General features: G+C 71.5%; 20 protein-coding genes and 1 tRNA gene. 8 read left to right on the top strand and 13 right to left on the bottom strand.

What is annotated here, in order from left to right; translation table 11 throughout:
* Nucleotides 1-46 precede the first annotated feature (46 nt).
* Complete coding sequence (locus tag ACEN8D_RS15585) at nucleotides 47-1,240, top strand: MFS transporter (RefSeq protein ID WP_495601066.1); 1,194 nt, start codon at nucleotides 47-49, stop codon at nucleotides 1,238-1,240.
* Between the two features lie 259 nt (nucleotides 1,241-1,499).
* On the opposite strand, the gene ACEN8D_RS15580 is transcribed toward ACEN8D_RS15585, so the two are convergent.
* The 4 genes from ACEN8D_RS15580 to ACEN8D_RS15565 all read right to left on the bottom strand — a co-directional run bounded on the left by ACEN8D_RS15580 (nucleotide 1,500) and on the right by ACEN8D_RS15565 (nucleotide 5,998).
* Nucleotides 1,500-1,589 (bottom strand) — tRNA-Ser (locus ACEN8D_RS15580).
* A 414-nt stretch (nucleotides 1,590-2,003) separates the two neighbouring features.
* A complete protein-coding gene (locus ACEN8D_RS15575; protein ID WP_495601065.1) occupies nucleotides 2,004-3,521 on the bottom strand; it encodes an LCP family protein in 1,518 nt (505 codons plus the stop codon).
* Nucleotides 3,522-3,716: 195 nt separating this feature from the next.
* A complete protein-coding gene (locus tag ACEN8D_RS15570) occupies nucleotides 3,717-4,391 on the bottom strand; it encodes a GntR family transcriptional regulator (protein ID WP_413399774.1) in 675 nt (224 codons plus the stop codon).
* Between the two features lie 149 nt (nucleotides 4,392-4,540).
* Entirely contained in the window at nucleotides 4,541-5,998 is a 1,458-nt protein-coding gene (locus tag ACEN8D_RS15565; protein ID WP_413399775.1) for an MFS transporter, read from the bottom strand.
* Between the two features lie 212 nt (nucleotides 5,999-6,210).
* Here ACEN8D_RS15565 and ACEN8D_RS15560 point away from each other — a divergent pair, with 212 nt between their 5' ends.
* Nucleotides 6,211-7,596 carry a MoxR family ATPase gene (locus ACEN8D_RS15560; protein ID WP_309780345.1) on the top strand — a complete coding sequence of 462 codons (1,386 nt, stop codon included), beginning with the start codon at nucleotides 6,211-6,213 and terminating at the stop codon, nucleotides 7,594-7,596.
* Entirely contained in the window at nucleotides 7,589-9,601 is a 2,013-nt protein-coding gene (locus ACEN8D_RS15555; RefSeq protein ID WP_413399462.1) for a vWA domain-containing protein, read from the top strand. Before ACEN8D_RS15560 ends, ACEN8D_RS15555 begins: the two co-directional genes overlap by 8 nt.
* Nucleotides 9,602-9,953: 352 nt before the next feature.
* On the opposite strand, the gene ACEN8D_RS15550 is transcribed toward ACEN8D_RS15555, so the two are convergent.
* Genes ACEN8D_RS15550 through ACEN8D_RS15540 form a run of 3 tightly spaced genes read right to left on the bottom strand, consistent with a single transcriptional unit; the run spans nucleotide 9,954 to nucleotide 12,008 of the window.
* Nucleotides 9,954-10,727 carry an SCO1664 family protein gene (locus tag ACEN8D_RS15550; RefSeq protein WP_309886166.1) on the bottom strand — a complete coding sequence of 258 codons (774 nt, stop codon included), beginning with the start codon at nucleotides 10,725-10,727 and terminating at the stop codon, nucleotides 9,954-9,956.
* The gene (locus tag ACEN8D_RS15545; RefSeq protein WP_070418140.1) at nucleotides 10,724-11,251 is read right to left on the bottom strand and encodes a DUF3090 domain-containing protein; all 528 of its coding nucleotides are present in this window, start codon (nucleotides 11,249-11,251) and stop codon (nucleotides 10,724-10,726) included. Before ACEN8D_RS15545 ends, ACEN8D_RS15550 begins: the two co-directional genes overlap by 4 nt.
* 34 nt (nucleotides 11,252-11,285) lie before the next feature.
* Nucleotides 11,286-12,008, bottom strand: a complete 723-nt coding sequence (locus ACEN8D_RS15540; protein ID WP_413461515.1) for a histidine phosphatase family protein — start codon at nucleotides 12,006-12,008, stop codon at nucleotides 11,286-11,288.
* Between ACEN8D_RS15540 and ACEN8D_RS15535 the strand changes: the two genes are divergently transcribed.
* Both ACEN8D_RS15535 and ACEN8D_RS15530 read left to right on the top strand, forming a co-directional pair.
* Nucleotides 12,007-13,284: an MFS transporter gene (locus ACEN8D_RS15535; RefSeq protein ID WP_413461516.1), complete on the top strand. Its 1,278-nt coding sequence runs from the start codon at nucleotides 12,007-12,009 to the stop codon at nucleotides 13,282-13,284. The genes ACEN8D_RS15540 and ACEN8D_RS15535 overlap by 2 nt on opposite strands.
* A gap of 76 nt (nucleotides 13,285-13,360) precedes the next feature.
* The gene (locus ACEN8D_RS15530; RefSeq protein ID WP_083295228.1) at nucleotides 13,361-13,789 is read left to right on the top strand and encodes a BLUF domain-containing protein; all 429 of its coding nucleotides are present in this window, start codon (nucleotides 13,361-13,363) and stop codon (nucleotides 13,787-13,789) included.
* 33 nt (nucleotides 13,790-13,822) lie between these two features.
* On the opposite strand, the gene ACEN8D_RS15525 is transcribed toward ACEN8D_RS15530, so the two are convergent.
* From ACEN8D_RS15525 to ACEN8D_RS15515, 3 genes are all read right to left on the bottom strand, one after another.
* Complete coding sequence (locus ACEN8D_RS15525) at nucleotides 13,823-14,140, bottom strand: hypothetical protein (RefSeq protein ID WP_071302801.1); 318 nt, start codon at nucleotides 14,138-14,140, stop codon at nucleotides 13,823-13,825.
* A 4-nt stretch (nucleotides 14,141-14,144) separates the two neighbouring features.
* Nucleotides 14,145-14,756 carry a ScbR family autoregulator-binding transcription factor gene (locus ACEN8D_RS15520; protein ID WP_413399920.1) on the bottom strand — a complete coding sequence of 204 codons (612 nt, stop codon included), beginning with the start codon at nucleotides 14,754-14,756 and terminating at the stop codon, nucleotides 14,145-14,147.
* Between the two features lie 83 nt (nucleotides 14,757-14,839).
* Nucleotides 14,840-16,390 (bottom strand): alpha-L-fucosidase, encoded by a 1,551-nt coding sequence (locus ACEN8D_RS15515; RefSeq protein ID WP_413398807.1) that lies wholly within the window; start codon nucleotides 16,388-16,390, stop codon nucleotides 14,840-14,842.
* A gap of 120 nt (nucleotides 16,391-16,510) precedes the next feature.
* Here ACEN8D_RS15515 and ACEN8D_RS15510 point away from each other — a divergent pair, with 120 nt between their 5' ends.
* From ACEN8D_RS15510 to ACEN8D_RS15500, 3 genes are read left to right on the top strand one after another with little or no spacing between them, the layout of a single operon-like run.
* On the top strand, nucleotides 16,511-17,503 hold the full coding sequence (locus tag ACEN8D_RS15510) for an aldo/keto reductase (protein ID WP_413398808.1): 993 nt from the start codon (nucleotides 16,511-16,513) through the stop codon (nucleotides 17,501-17,503).
* On the top strand, nucleotides 17,500-18,510 hold the full coding sequence (locus ACEN8D_RS15505) for a LacI family DNA-binding transcriptional regulator (protein ID WP_413398809.1): 1,011 nt from the start codon (nucleotides 17,500-17,502) through the stop codon (nucleotides 18,508-18,510). The genes ACEN8D_RS15510 and ACEN8D_RS15505 overlap by 4 nt, the downstream gene beginning before the upstream one ends.
* Entirely contained in the window at nucleotides 18,510-18,938 is a 429-nt protein-coding gene (locus ACEN8D_RS15500) for an RbsD/FucU domain-containing protein (protein ID WP_309886157.1), read from the top strand. Before ACEN8D_RS15505 ends, ACEN8D_RS15500 begins: the two co-directional genes overlap by 1 nt.
* Nucleotides 18,939-18,975: 37 nt before the next feature.
* On the opposite strand, the gene ACEN8D_RS15495 is transcribed toward ACEN8D_RS15500, so the two are convergent.
* From ACEN8D_RS15495 to ACEN8D_RS15485, 3 genes are all read right to left on the bottom strand, one after another.
* Nucleotides 18,976-19,446, bottom strand: a complete 471-nt coding sequence (locus ACEN8D_RS15495; protein WP_309886155.1) for a BLUF domain-containing protein — start codon at nucleotides 19,444-19,446, stop codon at nucleotides 18,976-18,978.
* A gap of 87 nt (nucleotides 19,447-19,533) precedes the next feature.
* Nucleotides 19,534-20,907 carry an ABC transporter substrate-binding protein gene (locus ACEN8D_RS15490; RefSeq protein ID WP_309780355.1) on the bottom strand — a complete coding sequence of 458 codons (1,374 nt, stop codon included), beginning with the start codon at nucleotides 20,905-20,907 and terminating at the stop codon, nucleotides 19,534-19,536.
* Between the two features lie 10 nt (nucleotides 20,908-20,917).
* A complete protein-coding gene (locus ACEN8D_RS15485) occupies nucleotides 20,918-21,874 on the bottom strand; it encodes a carbohydrate ABC transporter permease (protein WP_083295227.1) in 957 nt (318 codons plus the stop codon).
* Nucleotides 21,875-21,876 lie beyond the last annotated feature (2 nt).

The raw sequence follows: 21,876 nt of genomic DNA, 5'->3' as shown, positions 1-21,876 counted from the left end.
AACCAGCGTACGCGGCCCAGCTGCACCGCACAACGGAAGGACATCCATGCCCGCGGGACTCATCGCCCTCGCACTCGGCGGATTCGGCATCGGCCTGACCGAGTTCGTCATCACCGGGCTCCTGCCCGAGGTCGCCGCCGACTACGGCGTGACCGAGACCACCGCCGGGTGGCTCGTGACCGGGTACGCCCTCGCCGTCATCGTCGGCGCGCTCGGACTCACCGCCGCGACCACCCGGCTCCCCCGCAAGCCGGTGCTCATCGGGTTGCTCGTGCTGTTCGTGATCGGCAACACCCTGTCCGCCCTCGCGCCGGTGTACGGCGTGATGATGCTCGGCCGTGTCATCGCCGCCCTCTGCCACGGGGCGTTCTTCGGTATCGGCTCCGTGGTCGCGTCGAACATGGTCGCGAAGGAGAAGCGGGCGTCCGCGGTCGCCCTGATGTTCACCGGGCTCACGGCGTCGAACGTGCTCGGCGTCCCGTTCGGCACCTTCCTCGGCCAGGCGCTCGGCTGGCGCGCCACGTTCTGGACCATCGCGGCGATCGGTGTCGTCGCCCTCGTCGGGGTCGCCCTGCTCGTCCCCACCGTCCGCTCGGCCGACGCAGCCGTCCCCTCGCTCCGCCGGGAGCTCGGCGCCTTCCGCTCCGGACAGGTGTGGCTCTCGCTCGGCATCACCGTGCTCGGCTACGGCGGGATGTTCGGCGCCTTCACCTACATCGCGTACACGCTGACCTCGGTGTCCGGGTTCTCGTCGGGCGCCGTGCCGTGGCTGCTCATCGTGTTCGGCGTCGGGCTGTTCGTCGGCAACTTCGCGGGCGGCAAGCTCGCGTCCCGGTCGATCGACGGCACGCTGCTCGTGGTGCTCGTCGTCCTCACGGTGGTGCTCGCCGTGTTCGCGGCAGTGGCGGCCTCGCCCGTGCTCACCGTGATCGCGCTCGTGCTCATGGGGGCGTTCGGGTTCGCCACCGTGCCGGCACTGCAGACGCGGGTGATGCAGTACGCGGACCACGCGCCGACCCTGGCGAGCGGGGCGAACATCGCGGCGTTCAACCTCGGGAACGCGCTCGGCGCCTGGATCGGTGGGCTCACGATCGCTGCGGGGCTCGGGTACACCTCGCCGATCTGGGCGGGGGCCGGGATCACGGCGGCGGCCGTGGTGCTGACGTCCGTCGCGGCGGGCGCGGCGCGGCGCGCGCGCTCGCGCGGCGCGGGGCCCCCCGGCAGCGGCGCGACGGTCTGACACGCGGGCGCGGGCGCGGGGGGCCCCGCGAGGTTTCGTGAGCAGAAATGGTCGGGTCACGTGCGCGCACCCGACCATTTCTGCTCACGACATGCGCGGCAGTAACGGCGCGCACGTACGGACGGGAGGCGCGGTGCGAGCTGGCACCGTGCCTCCCGTCCGGCGGTGGTCGCGCCGCGCACTGGATGCGCCCGGTGCTCCCGGTGTTCCTCGGGAACGACGAAACCCCCGTCCTGGAGGACCGGGGTTTCGTGTGCCGCGGAGACGGAGGGATTTGAACCCTCGGTCCCCTCAAAGGGGACTCCACCTTAGCAGGGTGGTGCACTCGGCCGGACTATGCGACGTCTCCAAGCACTCTCGCGAGCGCTCCCACCACCATACAGGAGGTCGAGCACTGTCTCGACACCGACCCTGTGTCGGGCGCACGGCAGGGTCCCCCGAAGTGGGGACAGTCGGGGGTTGTCCACCCGTACCCCGGTCAATAGCATCGTCGAGGCGCGGCCATCACATTCCGGGGTCTCACCCCGTCGCCGCGACACAGCACCGACGTCGCTCCTGGGCGGCGAGCCCGACGCGCGCCCGATCGCGCGAGGCTCAGACCGAGGAGTGACCAGGGGGCGCGGCCCACCACCGCGCCCCCGCTCTCGGTGGTTCGGGCGCGGTGGGCTCGCTGGATTCGCGGGCGGTTCTTCGCGCTGGGCGACATCTCACGGGCCGGGGAGCGCGTGGAGTGTCGGTGGGCGCGAAACCTCGGGGACCGGGGTCAGGAGCCGAACGCCTTCGAGCAGGTCTGCTCGTCGGCGGACTGCCCCTGCAAGCCGTCGAGGGTCTCGGCCGGAGCCGTCGCCGCGGGGCTGCTCGCGGGCGTGGAGGCTCCGCCGGCAGCGGCACCGGCTGCACCTGCGCTCGCACCATCCGTACCGAGGCCCGCACCCGTACCGGCAGCCGCGCCCGCGCCGCTCGCACCGGCACCCGATCCCACGCCGCTCGCACCGGCACCCGATCCCGCGCCGGCTGCCGAGCCGCGGGCGCCCGAAGCCGACCCCGCGCCGGCAGCCGAGCCGCCGGCGCCCGAGGCCGACCCCGCGGCCGCAGCGGACCCAGCGGCCGACGACCCCGCAGCGGACCCCGCAGCCGACGCGCCCGCGGCAGACCCCGCGCCCGCCGCGCGCTCCGCCCCGATCCCGGTACTGTCCGCGCCGAGCGAGAACGACTGGTCCGCCCGGATCTTCGCGAACAACTGCGCCGCGAGCTCCGCCGACGGCTGCACCTTCCCCGAGTACACCCCCGTGCCACCGGTCGTCCCCGGGTACTGCACGAAGTTGACCTGCGCGAGCGGGAGGTCCTGGAGCGCCCGCCCCATCTCCACCATTGTGCCGGCGTCGTTCAGGCTCTGCGACAGCTGCATGTTCGAGGCCGCTGCCCGGGCCAGCTTGTACAGGGTGGGCGGCGAGGTGAGGGTGTCGTTCGACTTCACCGTGCGGAGCAGCGAGGACAGGAAGGCCTGCTGGCTGGAGATCCGCCCGAGGTCCGAGCCGTCTCCCACACCGTGCCGGGAGCGGAGGAACGCCAGCGCCTGGTCGCCCTGCAGCGTCGAGGTGCCCTGCGGCAGGTCGAGCCCCGTGTAGCGGTCGTGGATCGGCTGCGCGACGCACACCGGCACACCGCCGATCGCGTTCGACATCTCGATGACGCCCTGGAACGACACCGCCGCCGAGTACTGCACGTCGAGGCCGGTCAGCCCCTGCACGGTCTGCACGACGCAGTTCAGCCCGCCCTCGCCCCACGCGCTGTTGATCGGCTGCGCAGCCATGGCGGGTGTCGTCCCGGAGCCGTCCTGCTTGCGGCACGCAGGGATCGGCGTGACGAGGTCGCGCGGGATGCTCACCGCGGTGGCGTTGGTGTGGTCGGCCGAGACGTGCAGCAGGATGTTGACGTCGTTCAACGTGGCGTCGCGTTCGCCGTACGCCGTGCCCTGCTCGGGGTCGTTGTCCGTGCCGACGACCAGCATGTTGAAGCCGCCCTGGTACGAACTCAGCGCTGCCGGTCCCTTCGCCGGCTGCGCGGGCTGCCCCTGGATCGCGACGCCGTCGCCGAAGTCATCGGTGACCTGCTTGGCGGCGATCGCGGCGACCGACGCCGTGCTCACGAGGGCGACCGCGGCCACGCCGGAGAGCGCCTTCATCGCGGTGCCGACGGGGTTGCGGTGCCGGAGACGTCCGTGCCGTGCGATCCCGGTCGCTCGGTTCAGCCGGTGGGATCGGTCGCGGACGTCGTTCACGGGCACTCCTGTCGTGTGCGGACACGGTGCGTGCTCGAGCGGACGAGCACGCGGGCAGTGCCCTCCCTGTCGGGCACCGAGGGGTCCCGCGCTGGCCCGGTCGATCCCGGTGCCGCGGGGACGGCAACCGGACCACCCTGCCATGCGCCCGCCTGTCGATTCGGTGCGAGCGGCCCCGGAATCCGCGGTGAGTGCTCAGGCGGCCGCCCGGAACCGTTCCGGCAGGCCGATCAGGGCATCGGCGAGCTCGACGAGTGCCACCGCGCACTCGTCGAGCGCGTCCCGCTCGGCCGCGGCGGTCGCGCGTTCGGCGATCTTCCGGCGTTCCCGACGAGCGACCACGGCGTCGATCCCGTTCGCCAGCGCCACGTCGTCCGTGAAGAACGCGTCGAGCACGGCACGCTGCGACAGGAGCCAGTCGGCACTGACGGCTGCACCGCTCCGGCGGAGCCACCACGAACCGAGCTCGACGAAGACCCCGCCCTCGGTCACGCACTCGCGGAGCCAGGCGACGTCGAAGCGATCCGCGCACCGCACCGCGCCGGCCGAGGGTTCGGTGATCATCGTCCGCGCGATCCTGATCCGCTCGATCATGTGGTCGACGGTCCAGTGCGCGACGACCACCCCGACGTACCGCTGCACCGAGACGAGCCGCAGGTTCTCGAGCGGCACGAGCGCTTCGCGCACCGGCGTCCGGGACACCCGCATGTCCGCCGCGATCGTGTCGAGCCGGATCCGCTGGCCACGCCTGTAGACCCCGCGCAGCACGTTGTCGAGCAGCCGCGCGAAGACCGCGTCCCGCAGCAGACTCCGTCGGATGCCGTGCGGATCGTCGTCGTCGCGACCCGGTCGGTGCTGTGCTCGCTCCATGCCGCCAGGATCACGCACGGCCCACGCCGCCGGCTTCGCGAGTGGTCGGCCCGTGGACCGTGCAGGACACTGTCGTGCTGTGGAGGACTGCCATGCGAGGACGATGACAGACCCCGGAGCGTGGCGCTAAACACTCCGCATACGGAATACTACTTCCGCGCCGCGTCCGCTTCCTTGGTCAGGACCGACAGGGGTTGCGTGACGTCCTCGAGCCCCTTCCGGGCCGCGTCGACGCCGAAGATCAGCGCCACGACACCGCCCGCGATCATCACCGCGGACCCGAGCAGGTACCCCCAGAACAGCGGCTCGCGGGACGACCCGTCGCCGATGAGCGCGCCGTAGATGAGCGGCGCGACGGCACCGAAGATCTGCGCCAGCGCGAAGAAGTACGAGATCGCCTGCGACCGGAGCTCGAGCGGGAAGATCTCGCTCACGGTCAGGTAGGCGCTGGACGCACCCGCCGAGGCGAAGAAGAACGAGATGCACCAGAAGACGACCTGCACCGGCGCGGTGATCGCATCGGCCTGGAACAGGAACGCCGAGGTGGCGAGCACGAGCCCGGACACCAGGTACGTCGAGAAGATCATCTGCCGACGACCCCAGGTGTCGAAGAACCGACCGAGGATGATCGGTCCGAGCAGGTTGCCGATCGCGAACGGGAAGAAGTACACGCTCGTCTCGGCGGTCTTCAGGCCGAAGAAGTTCGTGAGCACCAGTGCGTAGGTGAAGAAGATCGCGTTGTAGAGGAACGCCTGCGTGATCATCATCGTCGCGCCGACCAGGGTCCGGGTCGGGTACTGCCGGAACAGCACCTTCACGATCGTCCGGAACTTCACGTTGTCCGTCGGCGTGACGGTCATCGCCTTGGACTCGTCGACCTCCGGCAGCCGGTGCCCGGTGGACTTCTCGACCGACTCCTCGATCTGCGTGACCGTCGCCTCGGCTTCCTCTTCACGTCCGTGCGTCATGAGCCACCGCGGACTCTCCGGGATGTGCCGCCGCAGGAAGATGATCGCGATGCCGAGCACCGGGCCGAGGAAGAAGCCGATGCGCCAGCCGATGTTCTCGGCGAAGTTGGCCGTGTCGAGCAGGTAGATGTTCGCGAACGCGCCGAGTGCCGCGCCGCCCCAGTAGGTGCCGTTGATCGCGATGTCGACGTGCCCGCGGTACTTCGCGGGGATGAGCTCGTCGATCGCCGAGTTGATCGCGGCGTACTCGCCGCCGATGCCGAGCCCGGCGACGAACCGGAAGGCCGCGAGGAACCAGAAGTCCTGCGCGAGCCCCGCGATGCCGGAGCCGATGAGGTAGATGGCCAGCGTGAGGATGAAGAGCTTCCGACGACCCAGCCGGTCGGACATCCGACCGAAGACGATCGCGCCGACGACCTGGCCGACGAGGTAGATGGTGCCGAGCGAGGTCACCTGCTGCGTCGACAGGTTCAGGTCGGCCTGGAACCCGGCGTTCGACACGATCTGGATCTCGAGGCCGTCGAGGACCCACGAGACACCGAGTCCCACCACGACGCTCCAGTGGAACCGTGTCCACGGCAGTCTGTCCATCCTGGCGGGGACCAGGCTCTTGATCGCCCCGTTCGTCGTGCTGCTCACGAGAGGGGAACGTACGCCCAGATCGACGAGATGGTTCAGATCCGGAAACGAACGGGTCCCGGGCCCGGAGCCGGATCCCCCTAATCGAATCCGGCTCCGATGCCGGTTCCTCAATAATTGCAATTGCTATGAAAACTCACAAGCAGGAGGCCAGGAGGCGCGGTGCCAGCTGGCACCGCGCCTCCTGGCCCGAACGGCGTAACCTCGAAGAGGTGACCCGACCCGACATCAGAACGGTCGGCGAGCTCCGCACCTCTGGCCACGTCCAGAAGACGGTCCGCGCCGAGATCCGCGACAACCTGCTCAGCGCCCTCCGCGAGGGGCGCGACCCCTGGCCCGGCCTCCACGGCTTCGCCACCACCGTCGTCCCGCAGCTCGAACGCGCCCTGATCGCCGGGCACGACGTCGTCCTGCTCGGCGAACGCGGACAGGGCAAGACCCGACTCCTCCGCACCCTGCAGGGCCTGCTCGACGAGTGGACGCCGGTCATCACCGGCTCCGAACTCGGCGAGCACCCGTACGAACCGATCACGACCGCGAGCATCCGCCGGGCCGCGGACCTCGGCGACGCCCTGCCCATCAGCTGGCGGCACCGCGACGACCGCTACGTCGAGAAGCTCGCGACGCCGGACACGAGCGTCGCGGACCTCATCGGCGACGTCGACCCGATGAAGGTCGCCGAGGGCCGCAGCCTGGGTGACCCCGAGACCATCCACTTCGGCCTCGTCCCCCGGGGCCATCGCGGCATCGTCGCCATCAACGAGCTCCCCGACCTCGCCGAGCGCATCCAGGTCGCGATGCTCAACGTGATGGAAGAGCGCGACGTCCAGATCCGCGGCTACGTCCTGCGGCTCCCGCTCGACGTGCTCGTGGTCGCCAGCGCGAACCCCGAGGATTACACGAACCGCGGTCGGATCATCACCCCGCTGAAGGACCGCTTCGGCGCCGAGATCCGCACCCACTACCCGATCGAGCTCGAGGACGAGATCGCCGTGATCCGCCAGGAGGCGCGGCTCACCGCCGACGTGCCGGACGCGCTGGTCGAGATCCTCGCCCGGTTCACGCGTGCCCTGCGCGGATCGAGTGCGGTCGACCAGCGCAGCGGCGTCAGCGCCCGCTTCGCGATCGCCGGCGCGGAGACGATCTCCGCCGCCGCGGTGCACCGCGCTGCGCGGCAGGGCGAGGAGCACGCGGTCGCGCGGCCGATCGACCTCGAGACCGCGATCGACGTCCTCGGCGGGAAGATCGAGTTCGAGAACGGCGAGGAGGACCGCGCCGACGAGGTGCTCGAGCACCTGCTCCGGACCGCGACCGCCGAGACCGTCCGGGCGCGCTTCCGCGGGCTCGACTTCGCGGTCCTCGTCGAGGCGCTCGACGGGGGCACGATGGTGACCACGGGTGAGCAGGTCAGCGCCCGCGCCTTCCTCGAGGGCCTGCCGTCGATCGGCGAGTCCGACCTGTACGACCAGATCTGCGAACGGCTCGGTGCGACCGACGACGGCGAGCGTGCCGGCGCCATCGAACTCGCGCTCGAGGGGCTGTACCTCGCCCGGCGGATCAGCAAGGAGTCCGGCGGGGGCGAAGCCGTCTATGGCTAGGGCGAACCGACGCCTGGCGCGGGACGCGCGCTACGGGAAGTACGCGGACGGCCCGGACCCGCTCGCTCCCCCGGTCGACCTGGCCGAGGCGCTCGACGCCATCGGCGAGGACGTCATGGGCGGCACCTCGCCCGAGCGCGCCATCCGGGAGTACCTGCGCCGCGGCGGTCAGGACCAGCGCGGCCTCGACGACCTGGCCCGCCGCGTGGCCGAGCGACGTCGCGAGCTGACGGCGAAGAACAACCTCGACGGCACCCTGCAGCAGGTCAAGCAGCTGCTCGACGAGGCCGTGCTCGCGGAACGCGGACAACTCGCCCGCGACACCGAGATCGACGACGGCGACCGAGCCCTCGCCGAGATGCAGCTCGACAGCCTGTCACCGTCGCCCGCCACCGCGGTGCAGGAGCTGAGCGGCTACGACTGGACGAGCCCGACCGCGCGCCAGAAGTACGAGGAGATCAAGGACCTGCTCGGCCGCGAGGTGCTCGACCAGCGGTTCGCCGGCATGAAGCAGGCGCTCGAGGGTGCCACCGACCAGGACCGCGAGGACGTCGCCGCGATGATGCGCGACCTCAACACCCTGCTCGAGGACCACCGTGCGGGGACGGACACGCAGGAGCAGTTCGACGCGTTCATGGCCGAGCACGGGCAGTACTTCCCGTCGGACCCGCAGAACGTCGAGGAACTGCTCGACGACCTCGCTGCCCGGGCAGCCGCGGCGCAGCGCATGCGCAACTCGATGACCCAGGAGCAGCGCGACGAGCTCGACGCCCTCGCCCAGCAGGCGTTCGGCTCCCCCGACCTGATGGGACAGCTCGCCCAGCTCGACGACACCCTCCGCTCGCTCCGGCCGGGCGAGGACTGGGGCGGCTCCGAGCGGATGGAGGGCGAGCAGGGACTCGGCCTCGGCGACGGGACCGGGGTGTTCCAGGACATCGCCGACCTCGACGCCCTCGCCGACCAGATCGCGCAGGCCGGACCGGGCTCCGACCTCGACGACCTCGACCTCGACGCCCTCGGCCGCCAGCTCGGGAACGACGCCGTCGTCGACGCGAGGACCCTGCAGCAGCTCGAGAAGGCCCTGCGCAACTCCGGTGCGATGCGCCGCGGTGCCGACGGTCAGCTCCGGCTCACCCCGAAGGCGATGCGGCAGCTCGGGAAGAGCCTGCTCCGGGACGTCGCCGAGCGCATGTCCGGCCGCCAGGGCGCCCGAGACCTCCGCCGCTCCGGTGCGTCAGGCGAACCCTCCGGTGCGACCCGGCAGTGGCAGTACGGCGACACCGAGCCGTGGGACGTCACGCGGTCGATCACGAACGCGCTCACCCGCACCGCTGCCTCGGGACGGATGGGTCCCGGCGTCCGCCTGGAGATCGACGACGTCGAGGTGCAGGAGACCGAGGCGCGGACGCAGGCCTGTGTCGCACTGCTCGTCGACACGTCGTTCTCGATGGCGATGGAGGACCGGTGGGTGCCGATGAAGCGCACCGCGCTCGCACTCCACACCCTCGTGTCCACGCGCTTCCGCGGCGACGACCTGCAGCTCATCGCCTTCGGCCGCGAAGCCGAGGTGATGGAGATCGAGCAACTCGTCGGCCTCGACGCGATGTGGGACAAGGGCACCAACCTCCACCACGCCCTGCTGCTCGCGAACCGGCACTTCCGGAAGCACCCGACCGCCCAGCCCGTGCTGCTCATCGTCACCGACGGCGAGCCCACCTCCCACCTCGAACCGAACGGCCAGGTGTGGTTCGGGTACCCGCCGGACCCGATCACGATCGCGCTGTCCGTCCGGGAGCTCGAGAACGCCGGACGACTCGGCGCGCAGACGACCTTCTTCCGGCTCGGCGACGACCCGGGGCTGGCGCGCTTCATCGACGCGATGGCGAAGCGGGTGGACGGCAAGGTCGTCGCGCCCGAGAACGACGACCTCGGCGTCGCGGTGGTCGGGTCGTACCTGGGATCGCGCCGCGGTGGAGCGCTCTTCCGGGACGACTGGAAAATCTGACGGCAGGGTCTGTTCCTCCGGCTGTCTCGGTCGTATGCTGACGCCACAGCTGCCCCAGACCCCGGCCGCGATCACCGCTCCACCTGACCGACCTCGTCGGTGTACCGACCACGTCGGTGAACCGACGCTGTCGGGACACCGACAGCGTCGGTGAGGTGGTGATGACCGACCGATGGCACCTGATCCGTCCTCGGCCGGTCGACCCCCGTGGGGTCCCGGAGGACAACGGCGCCCTCCGTCCGACCGCCACGGGTCACCGCGACCCGGCAGGCGGGACGCGGTACGGGTCGGTGGGTTCCGCACCCGACGGAACCTGCCGACCCGATCTCCGCGCCGGAGGCCGAGCGGGTCGCTAGAAGAGCGGCCAGGGCACGGCGGGCCCGTGTCCCGGTGGCGGCGGGAAGACGCCGACGGCCCGCAGCGCCGCGCACCGGGCGCGCAGGGTGTCGACCTCGGCCACCGTGAGGTGTTCGTCGAGTGCGGCACCGAGATCGCCCTGCAGCGCGTCGGTCACCCGGTCGATGCCCTCGAGCTCGTCCGCGTCGAGCGGTTCGCCGATCCACCCCCACAGCACCGAGCGCAGCTTGTGCTCGACGTGGAAGGTCAGCCCGTGGTCGACGCCGAAGCGGTGACCGTCCGGCATCGCGAGGACGTGACCGCCCTTGCGGTCGGCGTTGTTCACCACGACGTCGAACACCGCCATCCGCCGCAGTGCGGTCGTGTCCTCGTGCACGAGGGTCACCGGACGGTCCGCTTCGTCGATCGCCTCGAGCACCGGCCGCCAGCGGGGTGCGCCGTCGCCGGACAGCTCGGCCTCGGCGTCCTCGGTGGGGACGAGGTCGACCGCGTCCTGCTCGGGATCGACGTCCTGCCACCGCTGGACCATGCCGCGGCCGAACGGCCCCTCGCCCATCCACGTCGGGGGGACGACGTCCCAGCCGAACGCCTCGGACACGAGGTACGCCGCGACCTCTCGATCGGCGAGGGTGCCGTCCGGGAAGTCCCAGAGCGGCCGCTCCCCCTCGATCGGCTTGTAGACGACCGCCTCGCCGTCGAGGTCGGCGAGGAAGGTGGCGTTCGAGGCTTCCCGGATGCGTGCCCGGATGGACAGCGACCCGTCGCTCATGCGGCCCCTGGGGGACGGCCGGCGGCCACGATCTCCCGCGTGCGCTCGACGAACGCGCGGGCGGTGCCGACCGGGATCTTCACCTGGAACAGCTCGGCGGGCTCGGGGATCTCGACCACGGCCTCGATCTCCTCGCCGTCCTCGGTCGTCTCGGCGACGATCTCGAGCTCGTCGTCGATGGGGTACGCCTCGATCACGACCTGAGCGGTCGCGGGGTCGAACCCGAGGCTCAGGGCGCCGGCACGGAACTCGGCCTCGACCGGCTGGTCGAGCGGTTCACCGTCACGGAGTTCTGCGGGCGCGGACGGCGGGACGCTGAACCGGTTGTCCTCGACGGTCGCGACCTCGTCCAGGAGCTCGTCGATCTTGTCCGCGAGGACGGCCGACTGCTCCTTCTCGAGCGCGACGCTCGTGACTCGGCGGCCGTCACGCGCCTGGATGTAGAAGGACCGCTCGCCCGGACGGCCGACGGTCCCGACGACGAGACGGTCCGGCCAGTCGAAGCCGTGCACGATGGTGGGCATACCCCGCATTGTAGGAGCGCCGGGCGACAGTCGTTCAGGCTCCGGCAGGAGCCGGCCCGGTGGCGGGGTCGTCGTGGCCGGCGCCGCCCCCGACCGCGGCGTCCGCACTCGGCGCCGGTGCGGCCGCGAGCCACGTCAGGTCGCCCGACTCGGTGTTCGACGCGACGACCTCGGGACGGTGCTCGCCGTAGCGCACGATGGACACCGATGCCGGTCCGACCGCGATGCGCTGGAACAGGTCGAGGTGCATGCCGAGGGCGTCGGCGAGCACGGACTTGATCACGTCGCCGTGGCTCACCGCGACCCAGACGGCGCCCGGACCGTGCGTGGCCTCGACCTCGGCGTCGATCCGGCGGACGGCGGCGACCGCGCGCGACTGCATCCCCTGCATGGACTCCCCGCCGGGGAAGACGACGGCGCTCGGGTTCGCCTGGACCGTCCGCCAGAGCGGCTCCTTCGCGAGGTCCGCGAGCTTCCGGCCCTGCCACTCGCCGTAGTCGCACTCCGTGATCGCCCGCTCGATGCGGGTCTCCGGCTCGCCGGCCTGGCGCCCGAGCAGCGCGCGGGCGGTCTGCCGACACCGTTCGAGCGGGCTGGACACGACCGCGGCGAGCGGGACCGCGGCGAGCCGCCCGGCCGTCCGTGCGGCCTGTTCGCGGCCGACGGCGTCGAGCGCCACCCCTGCCGTCCGTCCGGCGAGGACGCCGGTCGCGTTCGCGGTGGTGCGTCCGTGCCGGACGAGGAGGACGGTCGCCATGTGCCCGATCCTAGGCCGCCGACCGCGTTCCCTTGACTCGACCGGGGTGGGACGTTCTGATGGACCCATGATCGAGCGCCACCGCGCGGCACTCTTCGCCACGTCGACGATGACCGGGTTCGGGATCGCCTCGTGGATCACCCGCACGCCCGCGATCCGCGACGCGCTCGGGGCCTCGATCGAGGCGATGGGCATCGTCATCCTCGGGCTCTCGATCGGCTCGATGATCGGGATCCTCGGCGCCGGTGTGCTCGTCCGGCGCCTTGGGACCCGGCCGCTCATCGTCCTCGGCGGGGTCCTGCCCGTCGTCGGCATGCTCCTCGTCGCCCTGTCCGCCCCCGCGCAGCTCGCCGCCGGGGTGTGGGGCGGGCTGTTCCTCATCGGCTTCGGGTCCGGCGTCGCCGAGATCGGTCTGAACGTCGAGGCGGCCGCGGTCGAACGGCGGATCGGTCGGCCGGTCGTCCCGCTGCTCCACGCCTGCTTCAGTCTCGGCACGGTCCTCGGCGGGGTGGCGGGCATCGCGGTGACCGCTGCCCGGACGCCGGTCCTCGCGCACCTGCTCGGCGCCACCGTCGTCATGGCCGCACTCGCCGCGTTCGCCGCGCTGAACCTCCGTCCGGTCCCCCGCGCTGCGCCCGAGGCGTCGTCCGCGGTCGCACCGGCTCCGCGGCTCCGGGCCGTGCTCACGGTGCAGGTGCTGCTCATCGCCGTGATCACCCTGGCGATGGCGTTCGCCGAGGGTGCCGCGAGCGACTGGCTCCCGCTGCTCATGACGACCGACCACGGCGCCCCCGAGGCCGTCGGATCCCTGGTCTTCACCGGCTTCGCCCTCGCGATGTTCGTCGGGCGGACGGCCGGCACGCCCCTCGTCGCCCGGTTCGGTCGTGCACCGGTCGTCCGGGTGTGCGCGGCGGTCGGCACCGTCGGCGTGCTGCTCGTCGTGGTGTCGCCGAGCCCCGTGCTGACCGCGGCCGCCGCCGGGGTGTGGGGTCTCGGCATCGCCCTCGGCTTCCCGCTCGCGATCTCGGCCGCCGGCGACCACCCGACCGATGGTGACCGACGGGTGTCCGTCGTCGCGACCGCGGGCTACATCGCGTTCCTGGCCGGTCCTCCGGCACTCGGGTTCCTCGGCGAGCACCTCGGCCTGCAGGCGGCGATGCTCGTCCCCGCCGCACTCCTCGTCGTGGCGCTGCTCGCCGCCCCGGCGACCCGGAACCGCACCACGCTCGACGTGCGGGAGCCCCCGGTCGGCGCACCGGCCCCGTCCGCGGACTGACGGGACGGTTCCGACCCCGGACTACGTGTAGCGGACACCATTTCGTGTCGTCGACGGCCCGCGCCAAGATGGAGCCGTGCTCGTCTCCATCGTCTACATGAGCCGGGCGGCCACCCCCTTCGACGACGCCGCCCTGACCGAGCTCCTGCGTGGATCGCGGCTCCGGAACGAGGCGCTGGGGGTCTCCGGCATCCTGCTGGCGAAGGACGGCCGCTTCATGCAGCTGCTCGAGGGCCCGGCGTGGAGCGTGGACGACCGGTTCGCCGCGATCGCGCGCGACCCCCGCCACGGCGAGGTGAAGTCGCTCGTGCGCGAGGACATCGAACGCCGTCGGTTCGACGGCTGGTCGATGGCCTACCGGTCGCTCGACGACTCCGACATCGCCGCCGAGGAGGGCTTCAGCCCGTTCCTCACCGACGGCGTCGACTTCCCGCGGTCCTTCGACCGCACGAGCGCGGCCTGGCTGCTGAAGTGGTTCCGCGACCGCGAGCTCCACGACCGCTGACCCGCAGCAGCCCGGCCCCCGTGCCGTCCCGCGTCAGTGCGCTCGTCGGCGCCGGACACGGGTGACCGCGGCCGCACTGCCCGCAGCGGCGAGCACGACCAGCCCGAGCGCACCGACGCCCAGGCCGAACACCCCGAGGATCCCGGCGCCGATGTTCGCGCCGCCACCGTCGTCGACCGTGACGAACAGGGACCAGAGCGTCACCGCGACGGCGACGAACCCGACCGCGAGCAGCACGGTCGCGACGACGTGCAGCGCGACGACGCTCGCCGACCACCCCACCCGCTCGACCCCGGACGTCGCGAGCGCGGGGTCGCCGTATGGAGGGGTGCCGTGCTCGCTGGTGTCCACGGCGTCAGTCTGCCGTGCCGAACGCGTCCGCCACGACCCCCAGCAAGCGGGGCCGGTGCCGGGGGTCCGCGACGGCGGTGAGCACCATCCGCCACATCGTCGCGACCGCGGGGAAGAGGTCCTGCCGGCCGGTCCGCACCGCCGAGACGAGCTGGACCCCGGTGAACATCGGGACGACGGTCGCGCCGAGCTGCTCGGGTGTGAGGTCCGTCCGGAGTTCGCCGCTCGCGATCGCGAGGCGGAACAGGTCGCTGATCCCACCGATCCACTGGTCGTAGAAGGCGGCGGTCGCGGCACCGAACTCGCCGCGTTCGAGCGAGAGCCGGATGCCGGCGCTCACGACGGGGTCGGTCAGCAGCATGCCGGCGATGCCGCGGGAGGCCCGGACGAGCGCTTCCGTGGGCGACGCGTCGTGGTGGCTCACGACGTCGAACGTCCGCACGTTCTGCTCGTCGATCACGCCGAGCGCGAGGGACGTCTTCGTCGGGAAGTGGAAGTGCAGGGCGCCCTGCGAGACGCCCGCCTCGCGGGCGACGGCCGCGATCGTCGTGGCGGCGAAGCCGACACGCTCGAACTCACGGGCGGCGGCCTCCAGGATCAGTGCGCGTCGTTCCACGGTTCCAGTGTGCCGGTCGGGAGGCGCGGTGCGGGCCCGCACCGCGCCTCCAGACCGAGGGTGGTCACCGTCGGACCGCTCGCTCACCCGTGCAGCGAGTCGGTCCGCTCCTGCCGCTCCTCCGGACGCAGCCAGACCTTCACGACCGGGCCGGAATCGGGATCGGTGCCGGTCGGCACCACGACCTCGAGCGCCGTGGCGGTCTGCGTCCACTGCACCTCGCCGTCGGCGCCGAGCACCTCGACGCTGCGGACCGGCCGTCCGAGCAGGTTCGTCCCGCTGCCGAACGAGCGGATGCGCGCGACACCGTCCGCCGGGTCGGCGAGCAGGACCGCGTAGACGTACTCGCCGGTGACGTCGTGGCGGGTGGTGAACCGGACGTCCTCGGACGTGTAGGCCGGAGCGGCGCCGTCGACGAACGACCCCGCCTGCACGTGGGTCGGCCCCTCGCCGAAGACGCGCCAGGGACGGGTGCCGTAGATCGCCTCGCCGTTGGCGGTCAACCACCGGCCGATGCCCTCCAGCAGCCGCTGCTCGGGCTCGGCGATCGTGCCGTCCGGCTTCGGGCCGACGTTGAGCAGGAGGACGCCGTTCTTCGCGACGACGTCGACGAGCTCGGCGACGAGGTCGCGCGCGGTCTTGTAGTCGTGCCCCTCGATCCAGCACCAGGCGGACTTGGACACCGAGGTGTCGTTCTGCCAGACGACCGGCGGGATGTCCCCCATCGCACCGCGCTCGATGTCGTAGACCGCGGAGCCGTCCGCGAACGCCTGCCACTTGTAGTTGATGACGACCTCGCGCCCCCACTCGGCGGCACGGTTGTAGTAGTACGCGGCGAGCGTGCGCAGCCACGGCTCGAACGCGGGCTGCTCGATCCACCAGTCGAACCAGAGCACCTGCGGCCGGTACTTGTCGATGACCTCGACGGTCCGGAGCAGCCAGTCCTCGAGGTGTCGCTCGTTCGGCGCGGTCTCCTCGCGCTGGGCCGGGCCGTAGAAGTCGATGAACCGCGGGTCGAGCACGTCCGAGTCGAACCGGGCGCCCCCGTTCATGAAGAACCAGTGCTCGGCCCGGTGCGAGGAAGCGCCGCGGACCATGAACGCGTCGTCGACCGCCTGGAGCAGGTCGCCGAACACGTCGCGCTCCGGCCCCATCCGGGCCGCGCTCCACCGGGAGCGGTCGGTGTCGTACATCGCGAAGCCGTCGTGGTGCTCGGCAACGGGGACGACGAACTGCGCCCCCGCGCGACGGAACAGGGTCGCCCAGTCCTGCGGGTCGAAGTGCTCCATCGTGAACGACGGGATGAAGTCCTTGTACCCGAACTCCGACTGCGGTCCGTAGGTGGCCACGTGGTGCTCGAACTCGGGGGTGCCCGCGCGGTACATGTCCCGCGAGTACCACTCGTTCCGGAAGGCCGGCACCGAGTAGACGCCCCAGTGCAGGAAGACCCCGAACTTGGCGTCCTCGTACCAGCGCGGTGGCGTGTACCCGCGGAGCGACTCCCAGGTCGCCTCGTACGGGCCGGCAGCGACGACCGCGGCGACGGCGGCGAGCGCCGCGGAGTTGTCCGACACGTCGACCGGCTCCGGCAGGGCCGCCGGGTCGATCCGTGGCAGGTCGTGGGGTTCGGGCATGACTCCTCCTCGAGTCGAGCGAAACGTTTCGTCCTGGAGACGGTTCTACGGTAGCGTGCATTGCACCCGCATGGGTGAAACGTTGAGTGATGCGCGCCGACGCGCAGGAAGCAGGCCACCGTGGACGTCCCGACGAGCCGACCCCTGCGGACCGGCGCACACATCCCGACGATCGGGCTCGGCACGTTCGGCTCCGACCGGTACGGCCCGGACGAGGTGGCGGCGGCGGTCCGCGGCGGCCTCGACGCCGGCTACCGGTTGGTCGACTGCGCCTCGGTCTACGGCAACGAGCCCGAGGTCGGTGCGGTGATCGCGGCGAGCGGTGTCCCGCGCGAGGACCTCTTCGTGATGTCGAAGGTCTGGAACGACGCGCACGACCCGGCCGATGCGGTCGCGTCGGTCGAGCGATCGCTCCGGGACCTGCGGGTCGACCACCTCGACGCGGTGTTCGTGCACTGGCCGTTCCCGAACCACCACGCGCCGCACGCCTCGGTCGAGGACCGCGACCGGTCGGCCCGCCCCTACGACCACGCCGCGTACCTCGCGCTCTGGCGGGCGCTCGAGGGGCTCGTCGACGCCGGACTGGTCCGGCACCTCGGCACGTCGAACACGACGGTCCCGAAGCTGCGGCTGCTGCTCCGCGACGCCCGGGTCCTCCCCGCGCTCAACGAGATGGAGCTGCACCCGACGTTCCAGCAACCGGAGCTGTTCGACTTCTGCCGCGCGAACGACATCCAGCCCGTGGGCTACTCGCCGCTCGGGTCACCGTCCCGCCCGGAGCGCGACCGCGAGGACGACGACCCCGTGGACGTCGACCACCCCGTCGTCCGGCGGATCGCCGAGGCGCACGGCGTGCACCCCGCCGTGGTCTGCCTCAAGTGGGCGGTCGCACGGGGGCAGGTCCCGATCCCGTTCTCGGTGAAGCCCGAGCAGTACCGCGCCAACCTCGACGGCGCGCTGACGGACCCGCTCACCGACGAGGAACTCCGGGCGATGCAGGACGTCGACCGCGGCGTCCGGCTCATCAAGGGGCAGGTGTTCCTGTGGTCGGGCGCCGACAGCTGGCACGACCTGTGGGACGAGGACGGCACGATCCCCGGGGGCGTCGGGTGACGGCGACCTACAAGGACCTGCAGCGGGCGACGGGGCTCTCGCTCGCGACGATCTCGAAGTTCTACAACGGCGGCACCGTCCGTGACGAGAACGCACAGGCGATCGAACGGGCCGCGGCGACGCTCGGGTTCCGGCCCAACGGGTTCGCCCGGAGCCTGCGCTCCCGGCGGTCCGGCACGATCGGCGTCCTGCTGCCGGCGCTCGACAACGACTTCCACCTGACCGTGATCGCCGGGGTCGAGAGCGCACTCCGGGCGCACGGGACGAGCGTCATCGTCTCGTCGAGTCCGGACGCCGCCGCGGGCGCGGTCGACCTGCTCCTCAGCCGGATGGTGGACGGCATCATCGCGGTGCCGTCGGACCACGACGTCGAGGCGCTGGCGCGTGCGGCCGAGCGCGTGCCGGTCGTGCAGATCGACTGGCGTGCGGACGCCCTCGCCGCCGACGGCGTCTTCCTCGACAACCGCGGGGCCGGCGCCCTCGCCGCCCGGCACCTGCTCGACCACGGGCACCGGCGGGTCGGGGTCGTCGCGGGCGACCCCGCGGTCTCCACCATGCGGGAGCGCACCGCGGGCTTCCGTGCGGTGGTCGAACGGGAGGGCGGTGTCCTCGGACCGGACTCGGTCGTCGAGGGTCCCCTCACGGTGCAGCACGGGCAGGCGGCGATGCAGCGGCTCCTCGTGCAGCCGGACCGCCCGACAGCGGTCTTCTGCGCGAACTACGAACTCACCCTCGGAGCCGTCATCGCACTGAACGAGTCCGGGCTCACCCTCGGCCGGGAGCTCTCCGTGCTCGGGTTCGACGGCCTCGAACTCGCCCAGGCCACCGTCCCGAAGCTCACCGTCATCGTGCAGCCCACGCACGAGCTCGCCGTCCGCGCCGCCGACCTGATCCACGCGCGCCTGACGGACCCCGAGGCCGACCCGGCCCCCGTCGACGTCGTCGTCGCACCCCGTCTGGTCGCCGGTGGATCGGTCGCCCGACTCGTCACCCCCACGGAGGCATGATGCTGCGCTACACCCTCACCCACCAGCCGACGCTGAGCGCGCTCGCGTCGCTCGGGCACGGCTCCAAGGTGCTGGTCGCCGACGGGAACTACCCGTTCGCGACGGCGATGCGGCCCGGCGCCGCGCTCGTGCACCTCAACTTCCGCCCCGGACTGCTCGACGTCGACGAGGTCCTGACGACCCTGCTCGACGCGGTCCCGGTCGAGGCGGCGACGGTCATGGAGGCTCCGGCGGACACCGTCGTCGCGGCGCACGAGGGTTACCGGCGCATCCTCGGGCCGGACGTGCCGCTCGGTGCGCTCGACCGGTTCGCGTTCTACGACGCGGTCCGGGCGCCCGAGACCGGGTTGGTCATCGCGACCGGCGACCAGCGGTCGCACGCGAACCTGCTGCTCGAGATCGGCTTCCACGCGGCGTCGGAACGGTAGGGACCCCGCGGCGACGGGACGCGAACCGGCCACGTCGTCAGGCGGCGTGCCTCGCCAGGGTGATCCGCGCCTCCTGGACCTCCTGCAGGTCGCGTCCACGGAACCAGCGGAGCAACCAGTCCGCCGGCGACCCCGCGACCCCGGCCGGCAGGCCGGAGCGCTCGCTGAGGAACGTGCTGAAGCCGGGCTCGTCGCGGACCTCGGGGTCGGAGGGGTTGCCGAACGCCATCGCCCAGCCGTCGAACCGCCGCGCGTCGATGCGCTCGCGCGACAGCGACTTCACCTCGCGGTGCCTCGGGTCGCGCTGGATCGCGGCGAAACGGTCCTCGACGCTCCATGCCGGACCTTCGAGGACCTGCATGAACCGCCCGCCCTTCGCGAGGAGCAGACCGGAGACGCCGAGCGCCTCGTTGCGGAGCCGCGCCTCGCGCAGCATGGCGACCAGTTGGTCGTCGGTGAGGTCGTCGACGGCGACGGACATGTACACGAGTGATTCGAGGGAGGACATCGGCGTCAGTCTCGGACCTGGCCCCTGCGGCGTGCAAGGTTCGTCCGCACACCGCACCGGCGGGTGCGGTGTGCGGACGAACGCGGCTCAGGTGAGGGCGAGGAGGTTGTTGACCTGCTCGTTCACCCCGGTCAGCGTGCTGATCGGCTTGCCGTTCGCGTAGATGTCGTCGAACGCGGGTTGCACGATGGCCTGCACGTCGGCGGGGTTGCGGGTCACGGGGAACAGGAACGTCGTGCCGTCCTCGACCTGCTCGGTGAAGGCCGTCACGTCGAGGCCCCGCTTCGCGTACGCCGCCACCGCTGCGTCGGTCCCCGATCGGCGTGCCGGGAAGACGATGCCCGCCCGGCCGACGATCTCCTGGGCGGCAGCGCTGCCGAGGTACGCGACCCACTTCGCCGCTGCCTCCGGGTTCCGCGCCTGCTTCGTGATCGAGTCGCCGAGCCCGTTGAACATCGACGCGCGGTGCCCGATCGGTCCGGTCGGCGTCGGCGCGATCCCGACGTCGATGCCCGGGAGGTTCGCGTACGTCCCGATCATCCACGAGCCGTTGAACGAGAGCGCCACCTTCTTCGAGCCGAGCTGGACGTCCGGTCCGGTGGTCGTGGAGAAGACCCCGTACTTCGGCATGTAGCCCTTCTCGGCGAGCCCGAAGTACCACGAGATCGTCTTCTGGAACCCGGCGTCGTCGTAGCGGAACCGGTTCCCCCAGGGGTTCTTGTTCGTGTAGAACCAGTCGATCGACCCGGTGAACGGCGACCACTGGGTCTGCCCGAACCCGTCGCCCCCGCTGCCGTTGGCGCTCATCCCGTAGACGGCGACGTCCGTCTTGTCGAAACCCGGCTCGTCCCCGCGGCGCCCCTTGCCGTCGATCGTGAGGTGCGCGACGGCACGCTCGAAGGTGCCGCCGTCATCGGGGTTCCAGGACAGGGCGGCCAGGTCGTCTGCGGTGTACCCGGCCTTCGCGATGACCTTCTGGTCGTAGAACATCGCGACCGTGTCCCAGTCCTTCGGCGAGCCGTACCGGTGGCCGTCCCGCCCCTTCCAGAGCTGGGCGAGCCCGGACTGGTAGTCGTCGTCACGGATCCCCGACGTCGCCTCGAGCTCGTCGAGCTCGTACAGCACGTCGAGGTCGGCGAACTGCGGGAACTTCGACAGGTGGTCCGTGAACACGTCCGGAGCGGTGCCGGCGATGAACCCGGCGGTGAGCTTCGTCCAGTAGTCGGCCCACCCGAGCTGGGTGATCCTGATCGTGATGCCGGGGTTCTCGCGCTCGAAGGCCTTGGCGACGGCCTGGTACGCCGGCAGCTGGTTCGAGTCCCAGAGCCAGTAGGACACCGTGCCGGTCGCACCGCTCCGCGGGTTCGGGGTGCCCGTGGTGGAGCAGGCGGCGAGCGCACCGAGCGCCAGGGCGGACGCTCCGCCGGCGAAGAGGGCGCGGCGGGTGATGGAGTTCGTCATGTGCGGATCCCTACTTGATGCCGGAGAAGCCGATGGAGTTGACGATCCGCTTGGCGAAGACGCCGAAGAGCACGATCATCGGGAGCGCCGCCACGAGCGTCGCGGCCATGAGCCCGGCCCAGTCGGTGCCGGACTGCGGCGACTGCGACTTGAAGACCCCGAGCGCCACCGTGAGCACGCGGGAGCTGTCGGTGTACGACACCATCAGCGGCCAGAAGTAGTCGTTCCACGCCGTGATGTACGTCAGGACGGCGAGCGTCGCGATCGGGGCGGAGGCCATCGGGAGGATGAGCCGGAAGAAGACCCGGACCTTGCCGGCGCCGTCGATGAGTGCCGCCTCCTCGACCTCGCGGGAGATCCCGAGGAAGAACTGCCGGAGGAAGAACACCGCGAACGGTGTCATGAGCATCGACGGCAGGGCGATCCCGAACAGGGTGTCGACCAGGCCGAGCGACTTGATCAGCGTGAAGTTCGGCAGGAGCGTGAAGATCGTCGGCACCATCAGTCCGGCGAGGAAGACCGCGAAGACGCGGTCGCGCCCGGGCCACCGCAACCGCGCGAACGCGTAGGCCGCCCCGGCGGAGAAGAACACCTGGCCGACGGTGATCATCGTCGCGGTGAGCACGGAGTTCAGCAGGTACTGCCAGAAGTTGATGGCCGCGCCGGACCCGCCCTGGGCGAGCGCCTCCTTCGTGGACTGCAGGCCGAACACGCGCTCGAAGCCACCGAGGCTGAAGCCCGTGGGGAGGAGCGAGGTGGGGTCGGCCGAGATCGCACCGTTCGAGGACAGGGCGGTGCGGAGGATCCAGTAGAACGGGAACAGAGTCACGACGATGACGGCGATCATCGCGATCCAGGCGATGACCCGTCCAACGGAGGGCTTCCGACGAGGCGGTCGGGGGCCGCCGCGGGTGGTGATCGCGCGGGTGGTCTGCGGTTCGACCACCGGGGGCAGGGTGCTGGTCATCT

The sequence above is a fragment of the Curtobacterium sp. Curtsp22 genome, assembly GCF_059492135.1.
Note: the sequence above shows the minus strand (reverse complement) of the source record. Positions and strands in the feature narration are given on the sequence as shown.